The 21,719-nt window shown below is 74.4% G+C and carries 22 protein-coding genes and 1 pseudogene; 10 read left to right on the forward strand and 13 right to left on the reverse strand.

Features of this window, described 5'->3' with window-relative positions:
• The 8 genes from AC27L3_RS02425 to AC27L3_RS02460 all read right to left on the reverse strand — a co-directional run.
• On the reverse strand, window positions 1-1,456 hold a 1,456-nt coding region (locus AC27L3_RS02425), incomplete at its 3' end, for an alpha/beta fold hydrolase (protein ID WP_487232308.1).
• Between the two features lie 202 nt (window positions 1,457-1,658).
• The gene (locus AC27L3_RS02430; RefSeq protein WP_487232309.1) at window positions 1,659-2,453 is read right to left on the reverse strand and encodes an urease accessory protein UreD; all 795 of its coding nucleotides are present in this window, start codon (window positions 2,451-2,453) and stop codon (window positions 1,659-1,661) included.
• Window positions 2,450-3,151, reverse strand: a complete 702-nt coding sequence (gene ureG / locus AC27L3_RS02435) for an urease accessory protein UreG (protein ID WP_487232310.1) — start codon at window positions 3,149-3,151, stop codon at window positions 2,450-2,452. The genes AC27L3_RS02430 and ureG overlap by 4 nt, the downstream gene beginning before the upstream one ends.
• 25 nt (window positions 3,152-3,176) lie before the next feature.
• A complete protein-coding gene (locus tag AC27L3_RS02440; RefSeq protein WP_487232311.1) occupies window positions 3,177-3,875 on the reverse strand; it encodes an urease accessory protein UreF in 699 nt (232 codons plus the stop codon).
• On the reverse strand, window positions 3,875-5,596 hold the full coding sequence (locus AC27L3_RS02445; protein ID WP_487232312.1) for an urease subunit alpha: 1,722 nt from the start codon (window positions 5,594-5,596) through the stop codon (window positions 3,875-3,877). Before AC27L3_RS02445 ends, AC27L3_RS02440 begins: the two co-directional genes overlap by 1 nt.
• A complete protein-coding gene (locus AC27L3_RS02450) occupies window positions 5,589-5,900 on the reverse strand; it encodes an urease subunit beta (protein ID WP_487232313.1) in 312 nt (103 codons plus the stop codon). Before AC27L3_RS02450 ends, AC27L3_RS02445 begins: the two co-directional genes overlap by 8 nt.
• Window positions 5,901-5,917: 17 nt before the next feature.
• On the reverse strand, window positions 5,918-6,220 hold the full coding sequence (locus AC27L3_RS02455) for an urease subunit gamma (RefSeq protein WP_487232314.1): 303 nt from the start codon (window positions 6,218-6,220) through the stop codon (window positions 5,918-5,920).
• 129 nt (window positions 6,221-6,349) lie between these two features.
• On the reverse strand, window positions 6,350-6,652 hold the full coding sequence (locus AC27L3_RS02460; protein ID WP_487232315.1) for a type II toxin-antitoxin system Phd/YefM family antitoxin: 303 nt from the start codon (window positions 6,650-6,652) through the stop codon (window positions 6,350-6,352).
• A 64-nt stretch (window positions 6,653-6,716) separates the two neighbouring features.
• Here AC27L3_RS02460 and AC27L3_RS02465 point away from each other — a divergent pair, with 64 nt between their 5' ends.
• The 3 genes from AC27L3_RS02465 (at window position 6,717) to AC27L3_RS02475 (ending at window position 8,663) form a co-directional block, all read left to right on the forward strand.
• Complete coding sequence (locus tag AC27L3_RS02465) at window positions 6,717-7,307, forward strand: ATP-dependent Clp protease proteolytic subunit (protein WP_487232316.1); 591 nt, start codon at window positions 6,717-6,719, stop codon at window positions 7,305-7,307.
• Window positions 7,308-7,387: 80 nt separating this feature from the next.
• Complete coding sequence (locus AC27L3_RS02470) at window positions 7,388-7,681, forward strand: hypothetical protein (protein WP_487232790.1); 294 nt, start codon at window positions 7,388-7,390, stop codon at window positions 7,679-7,681.
• A gap of 496 nt (window positions 7,682-8,177) precedes the next feature.
• Window positions 8,178-8,663: a C40 family peptidase gene (locus AC27L3_RS02475; RefSeq protein WP_487232317.1), complete on the forward strand. Its 486-nt coding sequence runs from the start codon at window positions 8,178-8,180 to the stop codon at window positions 8,661-8,663.
• Between the two features lie 22 nt (window positions 8,664-8,685).
• On the opposite strand, the gene AC27L3_RS02480 is transcribed toward AC27L3_RS02475, so the two are convergent.
• A complete protein-coding gene (locus tag AC27L3_RS02480) occupies window positions 8,686-9,114 on the reverse strand; it encodes an ATP-binding protein (RefSeq protein ID WP_487232318.1) in 429 nt (142 codons plus the stop codon).
• Between the two features lie 175 nt (window positions 9,115-9,289).
• Here AC27L3_RS02480 and AC27L3_RS02485 point away from each other — a divergent pair, with 175 nt between their 5' ends.
• Together AC27L3_RS02485 and AC27L3_RS02490 are read left to right on the forward strand one after the other, a co-directional pair.
• Window positions 9,290-10,171 carry a helix-turn-helix domain-containing protein gene (locus tag AC27L3_RS02485; RefSeq protein WP_487232319.1) on the forward strand — a complete coding sequence of 294 codons (882 nt, stop codon included), beginning with the start codon at window positions 9,290-9,292 and terminating at the stop codon, window positions 10,169-10,171.
• 15 nt (window positions 10,172-10,186) lie between these two features.
• Window positions 10,187-10,372 (forward strand): annotated as a pseudogene (locus tag AC27L3_RS02490) (DUF397 domain-containing protein); the annotation flags it as partial.
• A gap of 57 nt (window positions 10,373-10,429) precedes the next feature.
• On the opposite strand, the gene AC27L3_RS02495 reads toward AC27L3_RS02490, so the two are convergent.
• The gene (locus AC27L3_RS02495) at window positions 10,430-11,581 is read right to left on the reverse strand and encodes an 8-amino-7-oxononanoate synthase (RefSeq protein ID WP_487232320.1); all 1,152 of its coding nucleotides are present in this window, start codon (window positions 11,579-11,581) and stop codon (window positions 10,430-10,432) included.
• 147 nt (window positions 11,582-11,728) lie between these two features.
• Here AC27L3_RS02495 and bioB point away from each other — a divergent pair, with 147 nt between their 5' ends.
• The 4 genes from bioB to AC27L3_RS02515 are packed head-to-tail and all read left to right on the forward strand — an operon-like array spanning window position 11,729 to window position 15,891.
• Window positions 11,729-13,033: a biotin synthase BioB gene (bioB, locus tag AC27L3_RS02500; protein ID WP_487232321.1), complete on the forward strand. Its 1,305-nt coding sequence runs from the start codon at window positions 11,729-11,731 to the stop codon at window positions 13,031-13,033.
• Window positions 13,026-14,342: an adenosylmethionine--8-amino-7-oxononanoate transaminase gene (locus tag AC27L3_RS02505; RefSeq protein ID WP_487232322.1), complete on the forward strand. Its 1,317-nt coding sequence runs from the start codon at window positions 13,026-13,028 to the stop codon at window positions 14,340-14,342. The genes bioB and AC27L3_RS02505 overlap by 8 nt, the downstream gene beginning before the upstream one ends.
• Before the next feature lie 9 nt (window positions 14,343-14,351).
• The gene (gene bioD / locus AC27L3_RS02510; RefSeq protein WP_487232323.1) at window positions 14,352-15,065 is read left to right on the forward strand and encodes a dethiobiotin synthase; all 714 of its coding nucleotides are present in this window, start codon (window positions 14,352-14,354) and stop codon (window positions 15,063-15,065) included.
• Between the two features lie 43 nt (window positions 15,066-15,108).
• Entirely contained in the window at window positions 15,109-15,891 is a 783-nt protein-coding gene (locus AC27L3_RS02515; RefSeq protein ID WP_487232324.1) for a polysaccharide pyruvyl transferase family protein, read from the forward strand.
• 56 nt (window positions 15,892-15,947) lie between these two features.
• Here AC27L3_RS02515 and AC27L3_RS02520 read toward each other — a convergent pair whose 3' ends face one another.
• Together AC27L3_RS02520 and AC27L3_RS02525 are read right to left on the reverse strand one after the other, a co-directional pair.
• Window positions 15,948-17,633, reverse strand: coding sequence for a DUF885 domain-containing protein (locus tag AC27L3_RS02520; RefSeq protein WP_487232325.1), 1,686 nt, complete (start codon window positions 17,631-17,633; stop codon window positions 15,948-15,950).
• 47 nt (window positions 17,634-17,680) lie between these two features.
• Complete coding sequence (locus tag AC27L3_RS02525; RefSeq protein ID WP_487232326.1) at window positions 17,681-19,072, reverse strand: GNAT family N-acetyltransferase; 1,392 nt, start codon at window positions 19,070-19,072, stop codon at window positions 17,681-17,683.
• 217 nt (window positions 19,073-19,289) lie between these two features.
• Here AC27L3_RS02525 and AC27L3_RS02530 point away from each other — a divergent pair, with 217 nt between their 5' ends.
• On the forward strand, window positions 19,290-20,069 hold the full coding sequence (locus tag AC27L3_RS02530; protein ID WP_487232327.1) for an alpha/beta fold hydrolase: 780 nt from the start codon (window positions 19,290-19,292) through the stop codon (window positions 20,067-20,069).
• A gap of 182 nt (window positions 20,070-20,251) precedes the next feature.
• Here AC27L3_RS02530 and AC27L3_RS02535 read toward each other — a convergent pair whose 3' ends face one another.
• Window positions 20,252-21,628, reverse strand: a complete 1,377-nt coding sequence (locus AC27L3_RS02535) for a dihydrolipoyl dehydrogenase family protein (protein WP_487232328.1) — start codon at window positions 21,626-21,628, stop codon at window positions 20,252-20,254.
• Between the last annotated feature and the right edge of the window lie 91 nt (window positions 21,629-21,719).

The raw sequence follows: 21,719 nt of genomic DNA on the forward strand, positions 1-21,719 counted from the left end.
CGGCGCCCTTCTCCGTGATCATCTGCGAGCCGCGGAAGCGCTTGTGCAGCTCGACCGCGCCCGCGTACGGGGTGGCGGCGTCACGGTCGGACTGGACGATCAGGGTCTGCGGCAGGCCCTTGTGGGTCGTCACCTCGACCGGGTTGTACTGCGGGCCCTTCCAGGTGGCACACGGCAGGTTCATCCAGGCGTTGGCCCAGGTCATGAAGGGGGCCTGCTGGTGGATGCGGGTGTTGTCGCGGTCCCACTTGCGCCAGCTGGTGGGCCACTTGGCGTCGGCGCACTCGACGGCGGTGTAGACGGCGTTGCTGTTCTCGGAGGCGATGTTGCCGGCCTTGTCGTCGAGGTTCGGGCCGGCCGCCTCGACGAGCGCCTTCTGGTCGCCCGCACGGTACTTCGCCCAGGTCTGCGCGACCGGGACCCACGAGGAGTCGTAGTACGCCGCGCCCTGGAAGTAGTTGATCAACTCGGCCGGGCCGACGAGCCCGCCGATGGGCTCCTTCTTGGCGGCGGCGCGCAGCTTCTCCCACTCCTGCTGGACCTGGGCCTGCGTGGTGCCGAGGTGGAAGACGGAGTCGTGCTGGGCGACCCAGTTCTCCCAGTCCTTGAAGCGGCCCTCGAAGGCGATGTCCTGCTCGAGGTTGGCCTGGTACCAGATGTTGTCGCGCGCCGGGTTGACGACGCTGTCGACGATCATGCGGCGGACGTGGTCCGGGAAGAGCGTGCCGTAGACCGCGCCGAGGTAGGTGCCGTAGGAGACGCCCAGGTAGTTGAGCTTCTTGTCGCCGAGGGCGGCACGGACCACGTCGACGTCGCGCGCGGTGTTGGCCGTGGTCATGTACGGCAGCATGTCGCCGCTGCGCTCGGCGCAGCCGTCCGCGTACTCCTTCGCCAGCTTGCGCTGGGCGCGCTTGTCGGCCTCGCTGCCCGGCACCGGGTCGGCCTTGGGCGCCTTGACGAACGCCTGCGGGTCGACGCAGGAGATCGGGGCGGAGTGGCCGACGCCGCGGGGGTCGAAACCGACGAAGTCGTAGGCCTTGGCGATGTTGGTGTACAGCGGGTTCTTGGTCGTGACCTTCTTCGGGAAACGAAGGCCGGAACCGCCGGGACCACCCGGGTTGTAGACCAGGGAGCCCTGGCGCTCGCTCGCGGTGCCGGTGGACTTCGCCCGGTCAACGGCGATCTTGATGGTGCGGCCGTTGGGGCGCGCGTAGTCGAGGGGCACGGTGACGAAGCCGCACTGGATGGGCTTGTCCAGGCCCCAGTCGGCCGGGCAGTCCTGCCAGGTGATGCCGCTCTTGGCGGCACGGTCGGCGGCGATCTTCGCGCCCCGCGCCTCGGCGGCACCGCCCGGCACGGACTGGGCGGCACCGGCCGGCGTCGCGGTCAGGAAGCCGGCGACGAGTGCGCCCGCCACCACGCTGCCGGCCGCACCGGCTATCGCGTTCGTTCTCAAAGTAGGAATCCCCCTGCAGAGTGCGCCGCCCGGGGCGGCGATGATCACACGATGTGCAGGGGGGAATCCTTTCGCCTCCCCTGCCACAAAGGACAGACCGGAAGGGCGTTCTTTACTAATCCGTAAAGGAGAGGACGCATGAGCCGCCGTACGGGCGGCTGTTACCCGCGGTCGCCGGTCTGCTATCCCCCGACTGCCCCCTTTACGGCAGGATTACGGCATTGAGAGTGGTTGCCGCCGAATCGAGTGCCCTGCGCACGCCCAGGGCGTCCGGCGCCACCGCGCCGACCAGGGCGGCCGGTCCCGCGAGCGGGACGAGCACCGCCCCTGGACCCAGCACCCGCGGCTGCACCGGGCGGTCCGCGAAGGCCGGGTCGACCACGAGGAGTTGGCCGGCCGCCCGGTTCCCGTCGAGCACCGCCGGCCCGTCCCAGCCGGGCACCCCCGGCCCGTAGCGCAGTTCCTGGTCGTACAGCGGGCGCCCGGCGCGGTGCACGGTCAGCCGGGTGGCCAGCCGGCCCGTGGGCTCGCCGGCCCGCCCGAGCACCTGCTCCTCGCGCAGCACCAGGCGGGCGCCGGCGGCGAGCTCGACGCGGGTGCTCTGCCGCAGGTCGCTGCCGCGGGCGCAGATCAGCGGTTCGGGCAGCCAGTGCAGCACCGCGCCCTCCCCCACGCGCAGCCGGGTGTCGTACGTGGCGCGAGCGCCCGAGCGGCCCGGCAGGGCGACCGTCGCGGCCGCGGTGGTGAAGGTCAGCCCGGCGCCGTCGGCGACGTCGGCGCTCAGGGCGAGCGCGTCCCCGCCCAGGGGCGCGCTCATGGCGCCGACCAGGCAGACCCGGGCGCGGGCCCCGTCGTCCGGCCGGAGCCGGCGCAGGGCGAGGGGGCCCTCGCCCTGCAGGACGGGCAGGGCCACCCCGCCCCGGCCGTCGGGCACGGCGGCCATGCGGGCGCTCGCGCGCAGGGCGGAGGCGGTGCCGGCAGGGGCGGTCGTCGTCATGCGGCGGCCGGCGCGCCCGTCCAGGCCGCGAGGCGCTCGCGCACCCACGCGCGGACAGGCGCCACGCCGTCCTGCGCCGCCAGCGAGGTGAACACGACGGGCAGGCCGCCGCGCTGGGCCACCGCGTCGCGCGCCATGCGCTCCAGGTCGGCGCCGACGTACGGGGCGAGGTCGGTCTTGTTGACCACCAGCAGGTCGGCGGTGGTCACCCCCGGGCCGCCCTTGCGGGGGATGTCGTCGCCGCCGGCGACGTCGATGACGAACATCTGGGCGTCGACCAGGCCCTTGGAGAACGTCGCGGTGAGGTTGTCGCCGCCGGACTCGACCAGGACGAGGTCGAGCGGGCCGACGGCCTCCTCCAGCTCCTCGACCGCTTCGAGGTTGGCGGAGATGTCGTCGCGGATCGCGGTGTGCGGGCAGGCACCGGTCTCCACCGCCGTGATCCGCTCCGGCGGCAGGACGGCGTTGCGCAGCAGGAACTCGGCGTCCTCCCGCGTGTAGATGTCGTTGGTGACCACGGCGAGGGACAGCTCCTCGCGCAGGGCCCGGCACAGCGCGGCGACCGTCGCGGTCTTGCCGGACCCGACGGGACCGCCCAGCCCGATGCGCAGGGCGCGCCGGGTGCCGTCGGGGCGCAGGGGCGGGGTGGCACTGTAGGTGTGGCGGTGGGGGAAGGCTTCGGGGTGGTCGAGGTGCATGGTCTCGTCTCTCCGGGGGGTCGGGTCAGGTCGCGAAGAGGCGCACGGGCCAGGCGGCGTGCTTCTCGGCGGCGATCTCCAGCAGGGGTGCCGACGCGGCGGGCAGGGCCTCGGTGCCCTCGGCCGGGACGCGCGCGGCGGCCTTTGTGGCCGCGGCCGCGACCTCGTCGAGCTCCGGCGCGAGGCGGGCCAGGACGGCGGTGGCGGCGAACGGGTCCAGGCCGAGGAGCCGTACGACCGCGGTGGCCGGGCCGCCGACGCACTCGTACGCGGCGGCGTGGGCGGCGTCCGGCGGGCCCAGCCCGGCGGCGCGGGCGGCGAGGCCGAGCACGACGGGCTGGTGGGCGCCGCGCGGGCGGGCCGCCGCCAGGGCCTCCAGCTCGGGCGAGGGCCAGGCCGCGCGGGCCGCGCGCAGCAGCTGCCGGCCGAGCCGGCGGGCGGCGGCGCGCAGGGCGGGCGAGGGGGTGCGGGCGTCGGCGGCCTCGTCCAGGGCGAGGGGGTCGGCGCCGGCCGCCGCCGCGGCGGCGAGGGCGGCGGCGGTCAGGCCGGTGGTGTGCAAGCGGCCGCGGCAGAAGTCCTCCAGCGTGGGGGCGTCGACGATGCGGCCGGCCCTGACGGCGGCCTCGGCGCCGCCGGAGTGGGCGTGGCCGCCGGCGGGGAAGCGGCCGTCGGCGAGCACGAGGAGGGCCGAGCGCACCGCCCCGGGGGCGTCCGGCGTTGTCATCAGAACAGGAAGTAGCGCTGGGCCATGGGCAGTTCCGTCGCCGGAGCCGGATCGACGGGGTCGCCGTCGATTCTCACCGTGAAGGTGTCCGGGTCCACCTCCACCCGCGGCAGCGCGTCGTTGTTGCGCATGTCGGCCTTGGTCACGCCGCGCGTGCTGCGGATGGGCACGAAGCGCTTGCCGAGGCCGAGGCGTTCGGGGAGGCCGTCGTCGAGCGCCCAGGGGGTGACGAAGTTCAGGGAGTTGGCCGCCGGGGCGCGGCCGAGGGCGCCGTACATCGGGCGGGAGCGGACGGGCTGCGGGGTGGGGATGGAGGCGTTCGCGTCGCCCATCTGTGCGTACGCGATCTGGCCGCCCTTGAGGACGAGGCGGGGCCGGACGCCGAAGAACGCCGGGTCCCACAGCACGAGGTCGGCGAGCTTGCCGCTCTCGACGGAGCCCAGTTCCCGGTCCAGGCCCTGGGCGACGGCGGGGTTGATGGTGTACTTGGCGACGTAGCGGCGGGCGCGCCGGTTGTCGGCCGGTCCGTCCCCGGGAAGCGCCCCGCGCCGTTTCTTCATCACGTGTGCGGTCTGCCAGGTGCGCAGCACGACCTCGCCGATGCGGCCCATGGCCTGGGAGTCGGAGGAGACGATGGAGATGGCCCCCATGTCGTGGAGGATGTCCTCGGCCGCGATGGTGCCGGGTCTGATGCGCGATTCGGCGAAGGCGAGGTCCTCGGGGACGGCCGGGTTGAGGTGGTGGCAGACCATCAGCATGTCGAGGTGTTCGTCGACGGTGTTGACGGTGTGCGGCCGGGTGGGGTTGGTGGAGCTGGGCAGGACGTTGGCCTGCGAGACGACGGTGATGATGTCGGGGGCGTGCCCGCCGCCGGCGCCCTCGGTGTGGTAGGCGTGGATCGAGCGGCCGGCGATGGCGGCGAGGGTGTCGCCGACGAAGCCCGCCTCGTTGAGGGTGTCGGTGTGGATGGCGAGCTGGGCGCCGCTCTCCTCGCAGATCCTCAGGCAGGCGTCGATGACGGCCGGAGTGGCGCCCCAGTCCTCGTGGATCTTGAAGCCGACGGCTCCGGCGCGCAGTTGGGTGCGCATCGCGTCGTAGGAGACGGTGTTGCCCTTGCCGAGCAGGCCGATGTTGACGGGATGGGCCTCCAGGGCCTCGAACATCCGGGCGAGGTGCCAGGCGCCGGGGGTGACGGTGGTGGCCTTGCTGCCCTCGGCGGGGCCGGTGCCGCCGCCGACGAGGGTGGTGATGCCCGAGGCGAGGGCCTCGTCGGCGAGCTGGGGGCAGATGAAGTGGACGTGGGCGTCGACGGCGCCGGCGGTCAGGATGCCGCCGTTGCCGGCGATGATCTCGGTCTCCGGGCCGATGACCAGGTCGGGGTGGACGCCGTCCATGGTGTCGGGGTTGCCGGCCTTGCCGATGCCGGTGATGCGGCCGTCGCGGATGCCGACGTCCGCCTTGACCACGCCCCAGTGGTCGAGGACGACCGCGCCGGTGACGACGGTGTCGGGGGCGCCGTCGGCGCGGGTGGTGCGCGACTGGCCCATGGACTCGCGGATGACCTTGCCGCCGCCGAAGACGGCCTCGTCGCCGGCGCGGCCGGGGCCGCCGCAGCGGTCCTCCTCGATCTCCACGAGCAGGTCGGTGTCGGCGAGCCGGATGCGGTCGCCGGTGGTGGGGCCGTACAGGCCGGCGTACGCGGCCCGGGTGAGCTCAGGCATCCAGCGGTCCCCCGCACTCGCCGCGCAGCCCTTCGACGATGCGCTTGCCGGCGATGGGGACGAGCCGCACCTCGACGGGGATGCCGGGTTCGAAGCGCACGGCGGTGCCCGCGGGGATGTCCAGGCGCCGGCCGTGGGCGGCCGCGCGGTCGAAGCGCAGGCCGGGGTTGGCCTCGGCGAAGTGGTAGTGGGAGCCGACCTGGACGGGCCGGTCGGCGGCGTTGAGCACGGTGACGGCGGTGCGGTGCAGGCCCTCGTTGAGCCGTACGGTGCCGGCGGCGTGCAGGATCTCTCCGGGTATCACGTGGCTGCGCCTCCCCGTCACGCGATGGGCTCGTGGACGGTCACGAGCTTGGTGCCGTCGGGGAAGGTGGCCTCGACCTGCACGTCGTGGATCATCTCCGGCACGCCGTCCATGACCTCGGCGCGGGTGAGGACGGCGCGTCCGGAGGCCATCAGCTCGGTGACCGTGCGGCCGTCCCGGGCGCCTTCGAGGACGTGGGCGGTGATCAGGGCGACCGCTTCGGGGTGGTTCAGCCGCAGGCCGCGGGCCCTGCGCCGCTCGGCGACGTCGGCGGCGACGTGGACGAGGAGCTTGTCCATCTCGTGCGGGGATAGTTGCATGCGCCCACCTCAGCACAGGGTTGACCAGGGCTTCCGTGGCCCGTGGCCGGTGCACGCAGATTAAGGCGCAAGCTTTTCCAACGCGTTAACAGGTCTGACCCGTTCTTTGCGTGCGCATGACGAGCCTGCTCAGCGGCCCGGATTCGTCCCTCCCGGGTCGCGGTGCTCGGCGGCGATGCCGAAGCGCCGGCGTTCGCCCGCGGTGGAGGAGGACGCCGGACGCAGTGCGGCCACCGTGCTGATCACCTGCTCGTCCTCCGCCTGCGCCGCGGCCTCCGGCTGCTCCAGCCGCTGCAGGTCGGCGGCGGAGACGAGGGCCACCAGCGGCTTGCCGTGGCGGGTGACGACGACCCGCTCGCCGCCGTAGACCACGCGGTTGATCAGGTCCGCCAGCTCGGCTCGGGCTTGCGTCACGGGAATTTCGTAGGCCATGCTCCCATTCTAACTGGACGTACATCCTGTACATTTTTTACAGAAGCCGAGAGGGAGCGCCGTCATGGACACCGCCATCCGGGACCTGAACCCGTACGAGAAGCTGTTCGCGGAACGCCTGATCGTCCTCGGCGCGCCGATCGACGACGCGGCGGCCCAGGACGTGATCGCGCAGTTGATGCACCTGGAGCACGCGGCGCCCGGCCGGGACATCGGGCTCTACCTCAACTCGCCCGGCGGCTCCCCCGGGGCCATGAGCGCCATCCGCGACACCATGCGCTACGTCGAGTGCGACATCGAGACCGTCTGCCTGGGCCAGGCCGCCGGCCCCGCCGCCGTGCTGCTGGCGGCCGGCACCCGCGGCAAGCGACTGGTGCTGCCGCACGCGCGGGCCGTGCTGCGCCAGCCCGCCCTGCCCGAGCCGGTGCGCGGGCACACCACGGACCTGGCCCTGTGGGCGGCCGAAGTGCTGCGCGTGCGCGAGGAGATGGTGACGGCGCTGGCCGGGGACACCGGGCAGGACGCCGAGCGGATCCGCCGGGACGTCGAGCGCGACACCGTGCTGGACGCCGAGGCCGCCGTCGCCTACGGGCTGGCCGACGCCGTGGTCACCGATCGCCGCGCACAGCAGGCCCGGGCCGGGGCGACGAGGTGAGCGGCGCGCCGTACGACGACGACTCCCGCGACGACTTCCGGGACGGATCCCCGGACGCGGCCCACCGGTGGCCGCCCCCGCTGCCGCCGCTGCCCGCCCTGACGCGCGCGGAGGGCGAGTTGGTCGACCGCTATCTGGAAGTACTGGATCAGCTCGGCAGGATCAACCCGGCCCGGGCACACGACACGTACAGCGGGCTACGAGCCGCGCAGAGGCTCGTGGTCGCGGCCACCGCGCTGCGCGACGCGCTCGCCACGATGCACGAACGCGGTGAACGCGAGGTGTACGGGAGGACTTTGACGCGGGCGATGCGGGTCCTGGACGGTGAACGACGGGCCCGGCGGGTGATGTTGCCTCCGGAGGCGGCGAACTGAGGAGCGGAAACATTCATCCCCCGATCTCCTCCAGACGCCGGAGGCGATCGTAGACGGAGCGCGGTGATCTCCTCGGGCAGCACGCCGGGCCGGCGCCCGGGGAGATCGCTCCGGCGCAGGTGGCGACCTCACCAGGGCTGATCAGTGAGTGCCAAATCCCGCTGCGTCCACCTGAATTGCCCGAAGGTGACGAGGCTCACATAACAGGGGATCCCCTCGGTTTCCCCGGCCCGGCTGCGCCAAGATCCGTCCCGACGACAAGACCCCGCCACCACGGCGGGGCGGTCCGGGCGGACGCCGAACCCTGCCGCCGCCCGGGCGCGGGTCGACATGGGTGCACTCGGCAGGGATGGAGGACCCAAGCACGACGGGACGGCCGGAGCCGAGCACCACCGGACCGCCCCTTGGGGTGAAGCCGCCGTGCGCGGCCGGGCATTCTTCGCCTGCCCGAACCCGACAGGTCATCCTTCACAGGCGGCTGACGAAGGGTGAGAGCATGGGCGTGCACAGGCGTCCCTCGAAGCTGTCCCGGGCCCGGGCCGCGGCGGTTCCCGTCTCGGCGCTGACCCTCGCGGCCGTGAGCGCCTCGGTGCTGGCACCGGGCGCGGCCGGAAAGGCCGAAGCGGCAACCGTCTCCGTCCAAGCCCTGTTGATCGCGGCTTCGAAGGCCGGGTCCCCCTACCAGTGGGGAGCCACCGGCCCGTACCGCTTCGACTGCTCGGGGCTGACGCAGTACTCGTTCAAGCGGGCCGGCAAACAGCTGCCGCGCACCGCACAGGAGCAGTACAACCGCACCCGCCACATCCCCGCCACTACCCGCGAGCGGGGCGACCTGGTCTTCTTCCACGGCCGGGGCGGGGTCTACCACGTGGGCATCTACGCCGGTGACAACCTCATCTGGCACGCCCCCAAGACCGGTTCGGTCGTCCGCATGGAGCGCATCTGGACCAGGAGCGTCTCCTACGGCCGCGTCAACGGCTGACGCACCGCGCGTCCGGCTGCCGTCAGCTCATCGGACCGGGCCACGGCAGCCGGACCCACACCGTCTTGCCCCCGTCCGCCGTAGGGGCGATGTGGAAGCCGCCGCCCTGTTCGGCGGCGAGGCAGCGCACGATGACCAGGCCCCGGCCGTTGTCCTGCTGGACGGCCGCGGGCAGGCGCCGGGGGTGGCGCGGGTAGCTGTCGCCGACCCCGATGCGCAGGCACTCGTCGCGGTCGAGGCGCAGCTCCACGGTGAAGGAGGGCGAGTGGCCCCGGGTGTGCAGCACGGCGTTGGTGGCCAGCTCGGAGACGATCAGGCGGATGACCTCGGCGGCCTCGGTGCCCTGGGGCAGACCCCACTCGGCGAGCAGGTGCGCGGTCCGGCGGCGGGCCACGGCGACCGAGGCCGGGACGCTCGGCAGGGTGACGGTTGCTTCCTGGTGGTCTGCCATGGCGCTGCACCTTTCCCGACGCGTCCGTGCAGCGTGCCACTGATAACGGCCCTGATGGGCGGGTTCCACCGGATTATGGATATATCTGTCGCTCGAAGCGGTGAACTCTGCGAACCGCGACCGCATTTGGCCGCCGCATTGGTTTATTGACTCTCATCACCTCTGAGGAGAGCTGATGCGGTACGAACCTGCGGTGCGCCGCCGCAAACTCGGCGCGGAACTGCGCCGTCAGCGCGAGCTGACCGGCATGACCAGCCGGGAGGCCGCCTGCGCGCTGGGCTGGCACCAGTCGAAAGTGAGCAGGATCGAGACGGGCAGCAGTGGCGCGAAGCCCTCGGACGTCGCCCGGCTGCTGGACGTCTACAGCGTCTCGGACCCGGAGCTCAGGGAAATGCTCGGCGCGCTGTGCGGGGCGCCGGCGCCGGACGGGAGCAGGAAACGCTCCCCGGGCCGGCGCGGCTGGTGGTACGCCTACCGGGAGCTGCTGCCCGCGGCGTACCTCGACTTCATCCGCCTGGAGTCGGAGGCCTCCTGCGCCCGTACGCTGGAGACCACGGTGGTGCCCGGCCTGCTGCAGACGCCCGCGTACGCCCGGGCCGTGACCCGCGCGGCGCTCGGCGACCCGCCGGAGGACCTGGTCGAGGAGCTGGTCAGGGTACGGATGGCCCGGCAGTCGGTCCTCACGGGCGAGCGCCCGCTGCAGCTGTGCGCGGTCCTGGACGAGGCGGCGCTGCGGCACGAGGTGGGCGGCCGCGCGGTGATGGACGGGCAGCTGCGCCACCTCGTCCGCCAGGGCGGCCTGCCGCACGTGCGGCTGCACGTGCTGCCCTTCAGCCGGGGAAGTCATATCGGCATCACGGGGCCTTTCGTCATCTTCTCGTTTGCGCGCATCGCCGATCTGGACGTGGTTGTCCTCGACCATTTGACGAGTAGCCTCCACTTGGAGCGGCGAGAGGACCTCCGGGCGTACGCCGCGGCCTTCGCCTCGCTGCGGGAAAAGGCCCTGCCGCACGAGGAGTCCCTCGCCTACATCACCGCAGTCGCCGACGGCACGTAAGGAGGCGCCATGTCCATGTCCCTCAGGACTCGGTACGCGCAGCCCCGGTACGTCCACAGCAGCCACAGCACCGGCATGAACAACTGCGTCGAGACGGCGCTGCTGGGGCCCGGGCTGCTCGCGGTGCGCGACTCCAAGCGGGCCTCGGGGCCCGTGCTGCTGTTCTCCCGCGCCGCCTGGTCGGCCTTCGTCGCCTCGCTGCGGACGCCGGCCTGCCGGCCGCCCGCCCGGCGCACCGCCCCCGCGGGCGGGGCCCGGTCAGGCGCGCGGCGCCGTCCGGGCGATCGTGGCGGCCGCCGCCGCCACCTGGCGGTCGGACAGGTCCGCGCGGGCGGTCAGCCGCAGCCGTGAGACGCCGTCGGGCACCGACGGCGGCCGGAAGCAGCCGACCGCGAGCCCCGCGGCCCGGCAGTCGGCCGCCCACCGGACGGCGGCCTCCGGCGAGGGCGCCCGCACCGAGACGACGGCGGCGTCGGGCCGTACCGCCGCCAGCCCCGCTGCCGTGAGGCGCCGGTGCAGCTCCGCGGCGACCTCCCGCACCCGGCGGGCGCGCTCGGGCTCCCGGCGCAGCACCGCAAGGCTCGCCAGGGCCGCCCCGGCCGCGGCCGGGGCCAGGCCGGTGTCGAAGATGAAGGTGCGGGCGGTGCTGACCAGATGCGCGATGACGCGCGCCGGGCCGAGCACCGCCCCGCCCTGGCTGCCGAGCGACTTCGACAGCGTCACGGTCGCCACGACGCCCGGCGCGCCCGCCAGGCCGGCGGCCGCCACGGCCCCGCGGCCGCCGTCGCCGAGCACGCCCAGGCCGTGCGCGTCGTCGACCAGCAGGGCCGCGCCGTGCTCCCGGCAGGCGGCGGCGAGGGCGGGCAGCGGGGCGGCGTCGCCGTCGACGGAGAAGACCGAGTCGGTCACGGCGATCGCCCGCCCGCCGTGGGCGGCGAGCGTCTTGCGCACGGCCTCGGGGTCGGCGTGCGGGACGACGGCCTTGCGGGCGCGGGCCAGGCGGGCGCCGTCGATGAGGGAGGCGTGGTTGGCCTCGTCGCACACCAGCAGGGTGTCGTTCGCGGCGGGTCCGGCGAGGGCGGTGACGGCGGCGAGGTTGGCGGCGTAGCCGGAGGAGAGCACGAGGGCCGCCTCGAAGCCGCAGAAGGCGGCGAGTTCCTCCTCCAGGCGGGCGTGCAGCTCGGTGCTGCCGGTGACCAGGCGGGAGCCGGTGGCACCGGCGCCCCACTGCCGGGCCGCCTCCGCCGCCGCGGCGGTGACCTCGGGGTGGCGGGTCAGGCCCAGGTAGTCGTTGCCCGCCAGGTCGGCGAGGGAGGACTCGGCCGGGCGCGGGCGCAGGCCGCGCACCAGCCCCGCGGCGGCGAGCCGCTCGTGGTGGGCGTCGATCCAGTCGAACGGGTCCCGCTGCATGCGCCGCCCCTCGCGTTTGGTGGGTTTGCATAAAACCTAGCCGCCAGGCGTCCCGGACAGGATGTGGCGATACACACACCTGCCTCGGCTCTCGTTGTGCGGTCCCTCCCTTGGCCGGGGCCGCGGGTGTAGGCGAGGATCTGCGCCATGGACCTGCTGAACACGCTGGTGGACAAGGGGCTGCGGCGCGAGCTGCCGACCCGCGAGGAGGCGCTGGCCGTGCTGGCGACCTCCGACGACGAGTTGCTCGACGTGGTCGCGGCGGCCGGAAAGGTACGCCGCAAGTGGTTCGGGCGGCGAGTGAAGTTGAACTATCTCGTCAACCTCAAGTCCGGGCTGTGCCCGGAGGACTGCTCCTACTGCTCGCAGCGGCTGGGGTCGAAGGCCGAGATCCTCAAGTACACCTGGCTGGGGCCGGAGGACGCCTCCAAGGCCGCGGCGGCGGGCATCGCCGGCGGCGCCAAGCGGGTCTGCCTCGTCGCCAGCGGCCGCGGTCCGACCGACCGGGACGTCGACCGGGTCTCCAGGACGATCGAGGCGATCAAGGAGGAGAACGAGGGCGTCGAGGTGTGCGCCTGCCTCGGTCTGCTCTCGGACGGCCAGGCCGAGCGGCTGCGTGCGGCGGGTGCCGATGCCTACAACCACAACCTCAACACCTCCGAGGCGACGTACGGCGACATCACCACCACCCACACCTACGCCGACCGCGTGGACACCGTGCACAAGGCCCAGTCGGCGGGCATGTCGGCCTGCTCCGGCCTGATCGCGGGCATGGGCGAGAGCGACGCGGACCTGGTGGACGTGGTCTTCTCGCTGCGCGAGCTGGACCCGGACTCGGTGCCGGTCAACTTCCTCATCCCCTTCGAGGGCACGCCGCTGGCCAAGGAGTGGAACCTCACCCCCCAGCGCGCCCTGCGCATCCTGGCCATGGTGCGCTTCGTCTGCCCCGACGTGGAGGTCCGTCTGGCGGGCGGGCGCGAGGTGCACCTGCGCTCGCTGCAGCCGCTGGCGCTGCACCTGGCCAACTCCATCTTCCTCGGCGACTACCTGACCAGCGAGGGCCAGGAGGGCCGGGCCGACCTCGCGATGATCGAGGACGCGGGCTTCGAGGTCGAGGGCGCGGACACCACGACGCTGCCCGCGCACCGCGCCGATGCGGTCGCCGCCGGCGGCTGCGGCGGGCATGGGGAGGGCGGCGGCTGCGGGCCGTGCGGCGACGGCGGCGCGGCGGCCGCGCCGGAGGGCGCCGGCGCGAGCGGCTGCGGCTCCGCGGGAGTCTGCGGTCCGGCCACGGCCGGGGCGCAGGCGGCTGCCGGCTCCGTCGCGCCGACCGACGCCGTCCCGGCCGGTGTGCCCGGTGCGGCGGGTCAGGCCGAGCCCGGCGAGGCCCGGACCGACCTGGTGGCCGTGCGGCGCCGGGGCGCGGGCACGGACCTGCCGCCCAATGCCTGAGCCGCTCGCCGGGCCGCTCGACGCGGCCCGGCTGCTGGAGCTGGACCGGCAGCACGTGTGGCACCCGTACGGGCCCATGCCGGGCCGGCAGGAGCCGCTGGTCGTCGCCTCGGCGTCCGGGGTGCGGCTGCGGCTGGCCGGGGCGGAGCACGAGGGCCGTGAGCTCGTGGACGGCATGTCCTCGTGGTGGTCGGCCGTGCACGGCTACAACCACCGGGTGCTCAACGAGGCCGCCCGGGAGCAGCTGGGGCGGATGAGCCATGTGATGTTCGGCGGGCTCACGCACGAGCCCGCCGTGCGGCTGGCCGCCCGGCTGGTGGAGATCACCCCCGAGGGCCTCGACCACGTCTTCCTCGCCGACTCCGGTTCGGTGGCGGTCGAGGTGGCCGTCAAGATGTGCCTGCAGTACTGGCATTCGGTCGGCCGGCCGGAGAAGCAGCGCCTGATGACCTGGCGCGGCGGCTACCACGGGGACACCTGGCAGCCGATGGCCGTGTGCGACCCCGACGGCGGGATGCACCACCTGTGGTCCGGGGTGCTCTCCCGGCAGGTGTTCGCCGACCGGCCCCCGCACGACCGCGACACCGCCGCCCTGCCGGCGTACGCGGCGCACCTGCGCCGGACGCTCGCGCAGCACGCGCACGAGCTGGCCGCGGTGATCGTCGAGCCGGTCGTGCAGGGCGCGGGCGGCATGCGCTTCCACGACCCGTCGCTGCTGCGGGTGTTGCGCGAGGCGTGCGACGAGCACGACGTGCTGCTGGTGTTCGACGAGATCGCGACGGGCTTCGGCCGCACCGGCGAGCTCTTCGCGGCCGACCACGCGGGCGTGACCCCCGATGCGATGTGCCTGGGCAAGGCGCTGACCGGCGGGTACGTGACGCTGGCGGCGACGCTGTGCACCCCGCGCGTGGCGGACGGGATCAGCTCCGGCGAGGTGCCGGTGCTCGCCCACGGCCCGACGTTCATGGGCAACCCGCTGGCCTGCGCGATCGCGAACGCCTCGATCGACCTGCTGCTCGGCCAGGACTGGCGCACCCGGGTCAAGGACATCGGCACCGGGCTGCGCGCCGGCCTGGCCGGCGCCGCGGAACTGCCGGGCGTGCGGGACGTACGGGTCCTGGGCGCGATCGGCGTGGTCGAGCTCGACCACGAGGTGGACATGGCGGCCGCCACGGCCGCAGCGGTGCGGGAGGGCGTGTGGCTGCGCCCCTTCCGGAACCTGATCTACACGATGCCGCCGTACGTCACCGGCGACGACGACCTGGCGAGGATCTGCGCGGCGGTGTGCGCCGCCGCGCGGGAGGGATAGGAGCGCAAGATGTCGGTGCTGGTCGTGTCGGGCACGGGCACGGAGATCGGCAAGACGGTCGTGACGGCCGCCGTGGCGGCGGCCGCGCTGGCCGCCGGGAAGTCGGTGGCCGTCCTCAAACCGGCCCAGACCGGGGTGGGACCCCACGAACCGGGGGACGTCGCCACGGTGCGGCGCCTGGCGGGCGAGGCGGTCACGGGCGTGGAGATCGCCCGCTTCCCCGACCCGCTGGCCCCCAACACGGCCGCCCGCCGGGCCGGGCGGCAGCCGGTGCGCCCCGCGCAGATCGCCGAGGTGGCCACCCGGCTCGCCGAGGAGCACGATCTCGTTCTCGTCGAGGGCGCGGGCGGGCTGCTGGTCCGCCTGGACGACGAGGGTGCGACCCTGGCCGATGCGGCCGGGCTGCTCGGGGCCCCGGTGCTCCTGGTCGTCCAGGCCGGGCTGGGCACGCTCAACACCTCCCAGCTGTCCACGGAGGCGCTGCGCTCGCGGGGCCTGGCGTGCGCGGGCCTGGTCATCGGGAGCTGGCCGGCCGAGCCGGATCTCGCCATGCGGTGCAACCTGGCGGACCTGCCCGAGGTGGCGGGCGCGCCCCTGCTCGGCTCGGTGCCGGAGCGCTCGGGCGAGCTGGACGGCGCGGCCTTCCGGCGCCTGGCGCCCACCTGGCTGGCTCCCCGGCTGCACGGCAGCTGGACGTGCGAGGCGCACCGCGCGGCCGCATAGTGGTGGTCCGGCCCACAGCGAGCTGTCCTAAGGGGTTGGCGCCATGGGCAAGACCATCGAGATGTACTGGTGGAACGACCAGCCGAACCTCGGGGACAGGCTCAATCCGCTGATCGTCGAGCGCCTCTTCGGGGTGCGGGTGCGGCGGGTGGAGATGGAGCGGGCCACGTTGATCGGCATCGGGTCGTGCCTGCACCGGCTGGCCCGGTCGATCGCCGCCCGGCCCCGCGACATCCACGTGTGGGGAACCGGTTACCCCTTCGACGAGGAACCGGCGGTCGGGCACGCGTGCGTGCGGCACTGGGCCATCCGGGGGAAGCTGACCCAGCGGCACAGTGCCCTGGACGGCGTCACGCTGGGCGACCCCGGGCTGCTGGCCTCCCACCTGGTGGACGCCCCGCCCAAGGACGCCCCGGTCGGGCTCGTCCCGCATCTGTGGAACCGCGCGGATGCGGAAGTGCTCAAGGCCAAGGAACGCTTCCCGCACCTCAAGGTCATCGACGTGCGGCGGCACCCGGTCGAGGTGATGAAGCAGATCGCCTCCTGCGAGGTCGTCCTGTCCTCCGCGCTGCACGGCCTGGTGATCGCGGACAGCTTCGGTGTGCCCAACCAGTGGGTGACCTTCACGACGCCGCCGCACGGCGGCGAGTGGAAGTTCCACGACTACTACTCGGTGTACGACATGCCGCCGCCGGCTCCCCGGCCCTTCCGCGCGCAGATGCTGGAGCGCTCGCACCTGGAGCAGGTGGCCGCGGCGTACCGGCCGCGCGAGACGGCCCGCATCCAGCGCTCGCTCGTCCGGGCGTTCCCACGCGATCACGTCTGACCTGCGCGGGGGCGGCAGAGGAAGCCACTCCCGCCCCCGCGCACGGCACTTGGGCACTACAGGACCGACAGCTCCGCTTCCAGGTCGTCCAGGCCGAGGGAGCCCATGGACAGCGCGGCCATGTGCCAGGCCTTCGCGTCGAACGCCTCGCCGTGGGCCTTGCGGGCCGCCTCGCGGCCCGCGAGCCAGGCCCGCTCGCCGAGCTTGTAGCCGATGGCCTGGCCCGGCCAGCCGAGGTAGCGCACCAGCTCGCTCTCGACGAAGTCCGCCGGGCGCCCGCTGTGCAGGCCGAAGAACTCCTGCGCCAGCTCGGGCGTCCAGCGCTCGCCGGGATGGAACGGGGAGTGGGCGGGGATCTCCAGCTCCAGGTGCATGCCGATGTCGATGATCACGCGGGTGGCCCGCATCATCTGCGCGTCCAGGTAGCCCAGGCGGCGCTCGGGGTCGGTGAGGAAGCCCAGTTCGTCCATCAGGCGCTCGGCATACAGGGCCCATCCCTCGACGTTGGCGCTCACCAGGCCGACGGTGGCCTGGTAGCGCGAGAGGCTGTCGGCCACGTGCATCCACTGCGCGAGCTGCAGGTGGTGGCCGGGCACGCCCTCGTGGTACCAGGTGGAGACCAGGTCGTAGACGGGGAAGCGGGTCTGGCCCAGGGTGGGCAGCCAGGTGCGGCCCGGGCGGGAGAAGTCCTCCGAGGGCTCGGTGTAGTACGGGGCCGCCGCGCCGCCGGGCGGGGCGATGCGCGACTCCACGCGCTTGACGCGCTCGGCCAGTTCGAAGTGGGTGCCGTCCAGCGCCTCGATCGCCTCGTCCATCAGCGCCTGCAGCCAGACGCGCACCTCCTCGACGCCCTCGATGTGGGTGCCGTGCTCGTCGAGGTGGGCCAGCGCCTCCCACGGGCTCTTCGCGCCGGGCAGGATCTTCTCCGCCTCCAGCCGCATCTCGCCGAGGATGCGGTGGTACTCCGACCAGCCGTAGGCGTACGCCGCGTCGAGGTCGAGGTCGGTGCCGTTCCAGTAGCGGGAGAAGCGGGCGTACCGCTCGCGCCCCACCACCTCCGGCGCGCCGGCGACGGCGGGCGCGTACGTCCCCTCCAGCCAGTCGCGCAGCGCGGTCAGGCCGCCCGTGGCGACGCGGGCCGCCTCGTCGAGCTCGGTGCGCAGCGCGGCGGGGCCGTCGGCGGTGAAGTCGCCGAACCAGCCGTTGCCCGTGCCGATCCACTCCCGGAGCTGCCCCAGCACGGTGGAGACCTGCCGGGGCCCGGCGAACAGGCCGCGCTGCAGGCCCTCGGCGAGGGTGGCGCGGTAGCCCTCCAGGGCCGCCGGGACGGCGCGCAGCCGGGCGGCGATCGCGGACCAGTCCTCGTCGGTGGCGGTGGGCATGAGACTGAAGACGTCGCGCACGGAGTGCAGCGGCGAGTGGATGTTGCTGACCGTGCGCAGGTGCTCGCCGGTGTCGTGCAGGGCGAGCTGGGCGGTCAACCGTTCCCGCAGCAGCCGGGCGCAGCGCCGCTCCCGTTCGTCGTCCGCCCCGGGGCACTCCTCGGCCTCGGCGAGGCGCTCCAGGGTGGTGCGGGCCAGCTCCGCGAGGGCGTCGCAGCCTGCGGGCGAGAAGTCCGGCAGGTGCCGGGCGGACTCGGGGATGCCGAGGTAGGTGCCGGTGATGGGGTCGAGTGCGGTCAGGGCGGTGACGTAGGCGTCGGCGACCTGGCGGGGCAGGAGCGCGCTGCTGGTGTTCGGCATGGCCTCATCCTCGTACGCCACCGGCCCCTGCGTCACCGGCATTTCGCTCATGGCCGGCGGGTGCTCGGCGCACGGTCGTCGTGCCGTGCGCCGGGCGCCGCGGGCGCGGCGGCGAGGCGGGCGGTGATGACGAGGGTGCCCTCCTCGACCTGGTAGTCCAGGGGCAGGCCGAGGGAGCGCATGGTCGCCACGATGCCGGTGTTGGCTGCGGTGGTGACGGCGTAGACGCTCTCGCATCCGGTGTCGGTGGCCATCTCCACGAGCCGGCGCAGCAGTTCGCCGCCGATGCCGCGCCGCTGCCAGGCGTCCTCGACCAGGAGCGCGACCTCGGTCTCCTCGCCGTCCCACAGCAGGTGGCCGAGGGCGACGAGGCGGCCGGAGCGGGTGCAGGCGGCCAGGGTGCGGCCGAAGCGGGGGCCGAGCAGGTGGCCGAGGTAGCGGTCGGCGTCGCGGACGGGGCCGTGGTAGCGGCGGGCCAGGGTGGCCGGTGAGCAGCGCTCGTGCATCTCCCGGGCGGCGGCCAGGTCGCCGGGCCCGGCGCGGCGCACGGTGATCTGGTTGCCCTCGGGCAGGGTGTGCACGTCGCCGCGGTGCGGGACGCGCGGTCCCAGCCGGGAGTCGAGTTCGACCAGGGCCCGGGCGCGGGCGAACTCGGTGGGCGTGAAGGGCAGGTGGGGCCGCTCGATAGTGATCGTGCCGCCGGCGGGGTCGCGCAGCCGCAGCACCGTCTCCTCCCACACGCCCTCGTGCGGTACGGGATCGGTGGCGGTGCCGCTGCGCGGGGAGCGGGCCGGCGTGGAGCGGATGGTGCAGCGGCCGAGCAGCTGGCGCAGGGCGAGGGGCAGTTCGGCGGGGTCGGCGGCGGTGCGGGTGGCCAGGCGCAGCACGCGGGTGGGGGCGTCGACGAGGTCGTGGGCGTCGGCGCGCTCCAGCCAGGTCGAGTGGCCGCCGCCGGTGGCGGCCGCCCGGGTCAGGTCGGCGGGCGCGAGAGCGGCGGGGGCGCGCAGGAGCAGCTCGTCGACGGTGGCGTCGCCGAGGGGGTGGGTCTGCAGGGAGAGGATGTCGACGCCGCGGTCGGCCAGGGCCCGGCCGAGGGCGGCCAGGCTGCCGGGGGTGTCGCGGACGGTGGTGCGCATCCGCCACAGTGCGGTGGCGCCCGGGCCGGGTGCGGCGGCCGGCGCGCAGGACGGGTGGTCCGCGGTGCGGGCGCGGCGCCGGGAGAACCAGGTGTGGAACGCGGCGGTGGCCAGCAGGGCGCCGGCGGAGGCGACCAGCAGGGCGGGGCCGTCGGGGCCGTGGGCGACGGTGTCGGCCACGCAGTCGGCGGTGGCGACCGCGGTGAACACGGCGGCCAGTTCGGTCAGGTCGCGGCGCCAGTGGTGGTGCCGGCGCGTGTCGTCAAGACTCCGGGCCGTGGTCTCGGGGGTCTCGTCGCTCATGTCGCCACCTTGACGGACGGGTGTTGCGTGATCACGAACGCCCTGTGTCCGATGAGTTACGGACGCTTCTGTTCGCTTCTGTGGCCGGTGGGCGGATTCTGCCGGCCTTCCCCTCGCCTGGGCCTTCCCCTCGCATGCGCCGTCCCTCGCATGCGCCGTGCGTCGAATAGGCCGTCCGTCGTTTACGCCGTCCGGCACGGCGGACAGACTCATGGACATGGACATCACGGTCCCGGTGCCGGGCGGCATGGTGTGGGCGCACGACACGGGCGGGGAGGGCACGCCGCTCGTCCTGCTGCACCCGGGGGTGGGCGACTCGCGGATCTGGGACGGCGTGGTGCCGCTGCTGGCGCCGCACCACCGGGTGATCCGCTACGACGCCCGCGGGTTCGGGCGCTCCCCCGCGCCGACGGTGTCGTACTCCAACGCGCGCGACCTGGCCGTGGTCCTCGACCACTTCGGGCTGGAGCGGGCCGTGCTGGCCGGCTCCAGCCTGGGCGGCGCGACCGCGGTGTCCGTGGCGCTCGCGGCCCCCGGCCGCGTCGCCGGGCTGGGGCTGCTGTGCCCGGGCGTCACCGGCTACCCGCAGCTGTCCTCGCCCGAGGTCACGGCCCGCATCGAGGAGCTGGCGCAGGCCGGCGACGTGGACGGGCTGGTGGAGCTGGGCCTGCGCACCTGGGGCGCGGCCGGCGGCGGCACCGACGAGGACGAGGAGGCCGCGGCCCAGCTGCGAGCGGCGGTCCCGGCGTGGTTCGCCACCCACCCGTACGTCACCCAGGACGCGCCGGCCTTCGACCGGCTCCCCGAGCTGGACGTGCCGTGCGTGCTGGCCCTGGGCGAGCAGGACCACGACGAGGTGGTGCGCTGCAACGAGGCGATGGCGGCCCGCATCCCCGGCTGCCGCCTGGTGCGCTGGCCGCACTGCGACCACTTCCCGTCGCTGCGCGACCCGGAGGCGGTCGCCGGTCTCCTGCTGGAGCTGGCCGGCGCCCCGTAAGGGGCGCGGGGAACTGCGCGATCGGCCACCGACGGCCCGGCAGTCGACGTACCACCCTGGGGGCCGGGCGCAGCACTCCCTCTGCGGGCGCGTCGTGGCTTGTCGCGCCCACGCGGCGGCAGCCGCAGATCGACACTGCCCCGCGCCCCTTACGGGGCGCCGTGGTGCCGCCGGACATGCTTTCAGGAGGCCAGTTCCAAGGCGCGCAGGGCGTCCTCGACGGCGCGGTGGAAGGTCGGGTAGGCGTGGATCATGTGCCGCAGCGTCTCCACCGGCACCTGGGCCTGGACGGCCACCGCCAGCCCGTACATCACCTCGCCGCCCACCGGGCCCGCGACGGTCGCCCCGGCCAGCACGCCCCGGTCGGCGTCCTCGACGAGTTTGACGAAGCCCTCGTTGCCCGCCTTGTGGATCCAGCCGCGCGCCGAGGAGGGCAGGGCCGAGGTGCCGGTGCGCACGCGGGGCATCTTCTGCCGTGCCTGGCTCTCGGTCAGGCCCACCGCCCCGACCTCGGGGTCGGTGAACGTCACCCGGGGCAGCGCCCGGTAGTCGGCCTCGGGGCCGGGCTCGCCGAGGACGGTGCGCACCGCGATCTCCGCCTCGTACATCGCCACATGGGTGAAGGCGCCGTGCCCGGTGACGTCGCCGACCGCCCACAGGCCCGGGGCCACGCGCATCCGGCCGTCGGTGCGCAGACTGCGGGCCCGCGGGTCCAGGCCGATCGTTTCCAGCCCCAGGTCGGCGAGGGCCGCCCGGCGGCCCGTCGCCACCAGCAGCCGCTGTGCCGTCAGCTCCTCGCCGCCGTCGAGCGCGAGGGTGAAGGAGTCGCCGTCGTGGCGGGCGGCGGTGGCGCGGGCGCCGGTGCGCACGGTCAGGCCCTCGGCGCCCAGCACCCGCTCCAGGAGCGCGCCGGCCTCGGGTTCCTCGGCCGGCAGGAGGCGGTCGAGCGCCTCGACGACGGTGACCTGCGTGCCGAAGCGGGCGAAGGTCTGGGCGAGTTCGACGCCGACGGCGCCGCCGCCGAGCACGAGGAGCGAGCGCGGGGGCTCCTCCGCTGCGACGGCCTCCCGGTTGGTCCAGTAGGGCACCGTCTCCAGCCCGGGCACCGGCGGCACCTGCGGGTGGCTGCCGGTGGCCAGCACGATGCCGTGGCGGGCCTCGAAGACGCCGCCCTGCTCGCCGTCGACGGCCACCCGGCCCGGGCCCGCCAGCCGGCCGTGGCCGCGCACGAGCCGGCCGCCCTTGCCGGTGAAGCGGTCGGCGGCCACCTGGTCGTTCCAGTCGTCGGTGGCGTCGTCGCGGATGCGGGCGGCGACCGGGGCCCAGTCGGCGTGCACCTGTGCCGAGCCGGCCATGCCGGGCAGGCGCCGGGCCTCGGCCAGCAGGTTCCCGGCGCGGATCATCATCTTGCTGGGGACGCAGGCCCAGTACGGGCACTCGCCGCCGACCAGCTCGGCCTCCACGCCGACCACGGCGAGCCCTGCGTCGGCCAGCCGGCCGGCCACGTGCTCGCCGCCCGGGCCCATGCCGATGACCACGACGTCCACCTGCTCGGCCACAGCGCCCACCCTTCCTCGCGACGGTTGCGCACGCCCACCATCCCACTGCGGCCGCGGGGTGCGGGTCTGCGACGCGCCCCGGGCCGCGGGC

It is taken from the genome of Streptomyces sp. PKA51, assembly GCF_057552455.1.